Source organism: Streptomyces sp. NPDC085944, from assembly GCF_040686295.1.
Lineage (GTDB): Bacteria > Actinomycetota > Actinomycetes > Streptomycetales > Streptomycetaceae > Streptomyces > Streptomyces salinarius.
Window position 1 is genome coordinate 1 of record NZ_JBFBJX010000046.1, and the last position, 5,352, is coordinate 5,352.

At 66.8% G+C, this 5,352-nt stretch carries 7 protein-coding genes; 1 reads left to right on the forward strand and 6 read right to left on the reverse strand.

Annotation, left to right across the window (positions count from 1 at the left end; genetic code table 11):
- Nucleotides 1-798 precede the first annotated feature (798 nt).
- Both AB0P07_RS36635 and AB0P07_RS36640 read right to left on the reverse strand, forming a co-directional pair.
- On the reverse strand, nucleotides 799-1,284 hold the full coding sequence (locus tag AB0P07_RS36635) for a hypothetical protein (RefSeq protein ID WP_365558728.1): 486 nt from the start codon (nucleotides 1,282-1,284) through the stop codon (nucleotides 799-801).
- Nucleotides 1,285-1,621: 337 nt separating this feature from the next.
- Nucleotides 1,622-1,807: a hypothetical protein gene (locus AB0P07_RS36640; RefSeq protein WP_365558730.1), complete on the reverse strand. Its 186-nt coding sequence runs from the start codon at nucleotides 1,805-1,807 to the stop codon at nucleotides 1,622-1,624.
- A 152-nt stretch (nucleotides 1,808-1,959) separates the two neighbouring features.
- Between AB0P07_RS36640 and AB0P07_RS36645 the strand changes: the two genes are divergently transcribed.
- Nucleotides 1,960-3,123 (forward strand): hypothetical protein, encoded by a 1,164-nt coding sequence (locus AB0P07_RS36645; RefSeq protein WP_365558733.1) that lies wholly within the window; start codon nucleotides 1,960-1,962, stop codon nucleotides 3,121-3,123.
- 410 nt (nucleotides 3,124-3,533) lie between these two features.
- Here the strand turns inward: AB0P07_RS36645 and AB0P07_RS36650 are convergent, their stop codons facing one another.
- From AB0P07_RS36650 to AB0P07_RS36665, 4 genes are all read right to left on the reverse strand, one after another.
- Nucleotides 3,534-3,842 (reverse strand): hypothetical protein, encoded by a 309-nt coding sequence (locus AB0P07_RS36650; protein WP_365558735.1) that lies wholly within the window; start codon nucleotides 3,840-3,842, stop codon nucleotides 3,534-3,536.
- A complete protein-coding gene (locus tag AB0P07_RS36655; RefSeq protein WP_365558738.1) occupies nucleotides 3,839-4,564 on the reverse strand; it encodes a GntR family transcriptional regulator in 726 nt (241 codons plus the stop codon). The genes AB0P07_RS36650 and AB0P07_RS36655 overlap by 4 nt, the downstream gene beginning before the upstream one ends.
- Nucleotides 4,533-4,802, reverse strand: coding sequence for a hypothetical protein (locus tag AB0P07_RS36660; RefSeq protein WP_365558740.1), 270 nt, complete (start codon nucleotides 4,800-4,802; stop codon nucleotides 4,533-4,535). Before AB0P07_RS36660 ends, AB0P07_RS36655 begins: the two co-directional genes overlap by 32 nt.
- A gap of 193 nt (nucleotides 4,803-4,995) precedes the next feature.
- Nucleotides 4,996-5,166: a hypothetical protein gene (locus tag AB0P07_RS36665; RefSeq protein ID WP_365558743.1), complete on the reverse strand. Its 171-nt coding sequence runs from the start codon at nucleotides 5,164-5,166 to the stop codon at nucleotides 4,996-4,998.
- Between the last annotated feature and the right edge of the window lie 186 nt (nucleotides 5,167-5,352).

A 5,352-nucleotide genomic window follows, 5' to 3' on the forward strand; every position in this document is an offset into this window, starting at 1 on the left:
ATCATGTACACGCCATGACACGAGGGCGAAACCGCCCCATCACCCACGAACGGGCGACACCACATCATCAGGAACGGGACTTAACGCCCTCTCAGTGGCCAGCACCTGCACCACAAGCGCACGAGAACGAGCGGGGAACAGCGGGGAGCCACGGTGAAGGCGTCGGGCGCCTTCATATCTGGGGATCTTCAACACGCCAGGATGATGCACGAGGGACCGACACCACCGGGGCATGAGGGGCCCCGCTCCGTCTCAGTTCCCGTCTCATTCAGCGCCGTTCACGGCCGTTCAGACGAGACCCAGAGCCGCCTCCGCCTCGGTGGCCGACCGCCCATGAACGCAGGTGAACGCCCGGGGACGACGCCCACCACCGCACCAACACAGTTGGAAAGCGTGCGCCCCTGAGTAACCGCTTTGGGCCACCGTGCACCGCTGCGCGGAGCAGTGCGCCTTCCACAGAGGACATGTGCCCGGCAATCCTGCACTGGTCCGCACGACGGTCGAGACCGGGGGTGGGAAGCGTGGCTCGTACGCAATCCAGGTGTGGAGCGCTCACGGAGAAGGGCACTCGATGCCGGCGGCTGGCGATGGTCGGTGCGTCGCGATGCAACCTGCACCGTGGCGAGTGGTCGTCGTACACCATCGAGAAGCGCAAGGAAGCCGAACGCAAGGCGAAGACACGCAAGCGTCGCAAGTGACCCAACCGGTGTGAGGTGACATCCATGGCTGACATCAACGACAGCGGACAGGGGCGGCGTCGCGCCCTCTGACGCGGCAGCGGCAGAGTGTCAGCGGGGATCAGTCCTCGCCTACCTGCAGCAACACCACGGTGAAGGACCCGCCGGTCCCCGCAACGACCCCATCGAAGGTATGTCGGGTGACCGGGTTCCACGCTCGCGCTCCGGGCACGAGTTCAGTGATGTTCGTGTACCAGGCGGCCTCATAGCCCAGCAGACGGACAACACGTTCCGCCGCTCTACGGGCGTGGGCGCGGCCTCGGCGTGCTGGGCCCGGGAACACGAGGTCGTAGGTCGCCAGGTAGGTCAAGAGCTCCACTGCGCGCTCAGCGTCGATCTGCAAAAGTGCGTCGTCGATCTCTACTGGTGTGTCCGGGCCGACTGCACCTTCCACTGCATACTGCTTCCAAGCCTCTTCAGCCTCGGCGGCCACTTGGCGAACGAGTCCCGAAACGGATCCGCCGACCTGGTCGACCACGCGGCCGAAGACCCCGCCTTCTCGCGACAGAGAGCCAGTAAGAGCGCGCAGTTCCGCAGCTACGTCCACCGTGCCATTCTCTACTGGGCCACCCCCGACCCGGCTACGGCTGTGCCGCATCGTGCGATCCGCGGTGAGTGTCTAACTGCGTGACAACGCCGACGAACAGCGGCGGACAAGCACGGACACCCGCGGATCTTCGCCGCAGGTGAGAGGCGCACTCGCTGCAGGTCGAGCCTCCGCCCAAGTTGCTTCGGGACGAAGAAGTCACCGCGCAATGTCTCGTCCACCGCGGTCCCGCCGTCGCAGGCAACTGACGCCGGCCAGATCCGGAAAGCAGAAGGGCCCACCGACTTCATCGGCGGACCCTCGCGAAAGATCGCGGTTAGTCACTGCTACGGGAAGGTCACAGCATCCAGGGGACGAGGAGGTGGCAGTCCAGGATCTTGCGGGCTTCGTTCCGGCGGGATCGGCCGGGGTGGAACAGGGCGACGCTCACGATGACGACGTACACGGTGATCCAGATGTACAGGGCCGTGATCAGTGCCCAGGACAGGGGGCCGGTCGTCGGGAGGAGGTCAGTGGAGGTCATTAGCATGGGTTCTCCTGGTTCGTTGCCGGTGCGTGTAGTCCGGCAGTTCCCCAAGAGCACCACGTGCGGTGCACCCGGCCTTGGTGAAGGTGGGGGGGCTCTATTCTTCCGAAGCCACGTCCTCTTGTGGCGGCAGTGGGTAGGTTCGCGCCATGTCTTCTACGACTGCTCCGGCATCCGCTGATCAGCAGCTCATCGACCACGCGCGCCAGCACGGCTACGGGGTGTCGATGAAGCAGCTCGCGTCCTGGCGGCGGGCGGGCTTATTGCCAAGGCACAGGGTGCGGGCATTGGGCCGGGGGCGGGGGAGTGCATCGGTTCCGGTCGACGAAGCATTCGGCTTGGTCGTGGCGCTCGCCCGGTTGGCCCGGCGTGGTACTCGGCCGTTCCATCTGGCACTGGCCTTGTTCGACGAGGGACATCCGGTGCCGGAACAAGCGGTGCGGGAAGCCTTCGGGCAAGCCGTCCGGGGTCTCGATACCGGTCTCGGTGACGAGGGTCCGATAGCCCGAGAGGACGAGGAGGAGTGGGCGGAGCGTGTCGCCGACGAGGTGGTCGCCTCTGGTCAGCGGGTCCGGCTAGTTCCCGCTCGGGCCCGCCGGATCGATGAGGGGATCATCCGGTGCATGCGTAACCGGGGTGTGGTGTGGCCTCCGCCGGAGCTGGCTGAGCTGGACCTGAACCCGGACCCTCCGAATGTGTCCGACAGCGATGTTACGGCTGCGGCAGTGACCACGGTGCTGCGCGGGGGAGCGGCCATCACGCCACAGGGAATCGGTGATGTGCTGCGGGCCATGCAGCCTACGGGGTGGTACAACCCATGGGCGTCCATGGCTGAATACACAGTCGTGGACGTCCCGGATCTTGCCGGGGAGGTGTTTCCTCCCGATGGCGGTATGAGCACCCTTCCCGACCGCCCTGTCCTCGACACCCTGCTGTGTCTGGCGGAGACAGCGACCCTGGACAATCTACGGGACGCTTGGAAGGCGAGCGGAGCGACCCGGGAATGGGCTATCGACCTGTGCGTACGAGTCGAGGCGGAAATTGAGGCCAACCTGCTGGATGACGCGGCCTACGAATGGATGATGGGCAGGACCCTTGGGATGGGAATGCTGCTGATGGCCGACGTGAGTAAGCGTCACTGGTCCCCGGCGGACCAAGCGTCGACGGCCGTGGGTCTGTTGATGATGCAGCAGGGGTTCCGCTATCTCGATGAGAAGGTGCCCGGCTGCCAGTGGGAGCTGCTCGAATTCCCCGCCGTGATGCCACCCCCGCTACTGCCGTTCTTCCGGGCCGGTCTCGGCCGCTCCGGGTGAAACCATAGCCTCGCGCTTTCAGGAAGCGGGCTCTCTGGAAGGCGGAGAGTGACTTTGAACAGCGATTTTCGATGTGAGGAAGTCGCTCTGCCAGACGGCTACATCGCGGCGTGCGTACAAGAACATGTCGCCTGACTGCTCGCCTGGTCAGCGGTACCGGCAGCGTGGCGGAGGCGAGTGGGAGCACAGCAAGGAACACACGCGCGAGGCCGGCAGGCGCCCCCGCCGTCGTGGCTGACTGCCATCAGTTGAGCTTCAGACGGGGCGCGTCGAGGGCGCCAGCCGTCAGTCGAGCGTGCCGAAGCTGGACCGTCCCTGGGCCGTGCGAGGTCAGCCGACGCCGACCGATAGCGACAGAAGCCCACGGCATCTGAGCTGGTCAGAGCCGTGGGCTTCTCCAGCCCCGCTGGTCAGCGGGACCGGTGATCAGTAGACCGGCTGTCCAGGCGGTGACCTCGACTCGTCGCAACGCGGAGCGTGTCCCGTAGGGCTCCGGTCAGGTCCTTCGTCAGGAGTCGCAGGTCGTCCGGGTCCGTATCGGCCTCGGCGAGGATCTCTACCGCCTGGCCCAGGAGCTCGGTTGCCATGCCGAGTTGCACTGACTCCATATTGTCGGCCAGGCGGGACATGGGGCCGCCGTTGTCATCAGTGCTGAGGAAGCACGGCTTGCCGTCGGGGCCCGTCCAGGGGAGGAGCCTCAGTTCGTTTGACGTCGTCATGCTTCCGCCGGCCTTTCGTCCTGCACGTGGTGAGTGGTGAACACCGCGTCGGCGCGGTCCCCCGGCAACACCAGGAGCGCCGCCTCGACCACGCGGCCGACGGTGTCGGCCGTCTGGCGAGTGACGGCGAGGACTGCTAGGGCGGAGCTGATCCGGAGGGTGGATGCCTCCTGCGATGTCGGGAGGCGAACGCTGATCTCCTCCCGGACTTCAGCCAACGGTGGGCGGAGTTCCATCAGTCGCCGCAGCACCGCCTCGTACGGGAGTGACTCGCGGGCGGCCGGCGCCAGGTCGCACGGGACGTAGATACGAGCCAGGCTGTGGGGCCTCTCGCCCTCATGGCCGAGACAGAGGATCTCCGTCAGAGGACTGCCGGTCGGCACCTTCAGCAAGGCCGCCAGATGCCCGCGGGCCCTAACCTTGGTGGTGCGGGCAGTGACGCTCAGGGGTGCGAGGTCCGTGACGGGCGTGTCCGGTGTGCGGGCCCCTCCCACGTACGTGATCCTGCGGACCGGACGGCGAACGAAGTTCCCCTTGCCGTGGACCTTCTCGACGAGGCCTTCCGCCTGGAGCACGGCGAGGGCGTTCCGCAGCGTCGATGTGCTCACCCTGTACTGGGCGGCCAAGTGCGCCTCAGAGGGCAGGGGGTCGCCGGGCTTGAGTCGGCCAGAAGTGATCCGGTCCCGGAGGTCATCGGCGATGGTGTCGCGTCGCGAGGGCATGGGCGGAATCACCGCCTCTCACTCGCACGAGCCGCAGGGCCACGAGCCGGGTCATCGTGTGGATGGTCAGCAACTCGCCCGAGTCGAAGACGAGTCGCTTCGCTCCGCCAGGCAGCTGGAAGAGGTCAGCCACTCGACACTGCTGACCCCCGACCTGAATGACGTCGCCGCGCTGCACGCTCGCCGAGGTGATCTCGACCGGGGAGAGCACCGCCCCACTGGGTGCCATTACCTTCACCGTGCCGCCTCCGTCCGTGCCGGGCGATTGGCGATGGTGTGGCACGAGCAGTCGCAGACTTCGTAGATCACCGGCACGTCGACCGGTGCGGTGGCCGGGGACGACTCCGCACAGGCGTGGTGCGTCCCGATCCGGCAGGAGTCCGATCGGTAGGAGTCGGGCCCCGGTGCGCGGAGTTGCTGGCGGGGCGGCATCAGTGGTCACCTGCCGGGGCGTACCAGGGGCCAGCGAGGGGAGTGCCGCTCACGGGTGCCGAGCGGTGCCGTGCGCGGGCCTCACTGGCCAGGACGTACGGGCGGACGAGCGCCGTCTCCTCGCCCGCGAGAACGCCCGTGTGTTCGCGGTGCCGACGCAGGAACAGCACCGCTCCATGGGCTACTTCAAAGGCCGGTACCACCGGCCGCACAGGCGTTGCAGACCGGCGGTGCCGGCCCTTGTAGAGGTACCGCTCCCTGAGAAGCTGTTGTCTTTCCGGGCGCGATCGACGCGTTTCCGCTGGTCGGGGATAGGTCTGGTGGTTCCGTGGGAGTGGTGGCCTGTTGGGTCGTCG

Bases quoted from the DNA above. Each gene is read 5' to 3' on its own strand.
- AB0P07_RS36655 (WP_365558738.1), bottom strand. From the start codon at position 4,564: ATGCCCTCGCGACGCGACACCATCGCCGATGACCTCCGGGACCGGATC.
- AB0P07_RS36650 (WP_365558735.1), bottom strand. From the start codon at position 3,842: ATGACGACGTCAAACGAACTGAGGCTCCTCCCCTGGACGGGCCCCGAC.
- AB0P07_RS36640 (WP_365558730.1), bottom strand. From the start codon at position 1,807: ATGACCTCCACTGACCTCCTCCCGACGACCGGCCCCCTGTCCTGGGCA.
- AB0P07_RS36645 (WP_365558733.1), top strand. From the start codon at position 1,960: ATGTCTTCTACGACTGCTCCGGCATCCGCTGATCAGCAGCTCATCGAC.